Consider the following 524-nt stretch of genomic DNA (forward strand, 5'->3'; position numbering starts at 1 on the left):
AGCGATCCCGGGCCCTACTACCTGGGGGCGGGGGTCTCCTTTACCGACCGGGACGCGGTCAAGCGCGATCTGGAGATCATGCTGGAAGCCGGGGTCAAGGAGGGCATTCCGGTGGTCATCGGTACCGCCGGCGGCAGCGGCGGCGAGCCCCACCTGAACTGGTGCCGCGAGATTGTGGAGGAGATCGCCCGGGAGAAAGACCTCCACTTCAAGCTGGCGGTCATCCACGCCGAGTTTGCAAAAGAGGATGTCAAGGCGGCCCTGCGGGCGGGGAAGGTGAAACCCCTTGCCCCGGCGCCCGAACTGACCGAGGAGGCGGTGGGCGCCACCACCCGCATTGTGGGCCAGATGGGGATGGAGCCCTTTATCAAGGCCCTGGACGAGGGGGCGCAGGTCGTTTTGGCCGGGCGCACTTACGACCCGTCGGTCTTTGCCGCCCCGGCAGTGCGGGCGGGCTGCGACAAGGGGCTGGCCATCCACCTGGGCAAGATCCTCGAGTGCGCCTCCATCTGCGCCCCCCCAGG

General features: G+C 68.1%; 1 protein-coding gene. It reads left to right on the forward strand.

Features of this window, described 5'->3' with window-relative positions; translation table 11 throughout:
• The coding region (locus KQI88_RS17875) for an acyclic terpene utilization AtuA family protein (protein ID WP_216419671.1) at nt 1-524 on the forward strand (524 nt) is incomplete at both ends.

It is taken from the genome of Alkaliphilus flagellatus (assembly GCF_018919215.1).
Taxonomy (GTDB): Bacteria; Bacillota; Clostridia; order Peptostreptococcales; family Natronincolaceae; genus Alkaliphilus_B; species Alkaliphilus_B flagellatus.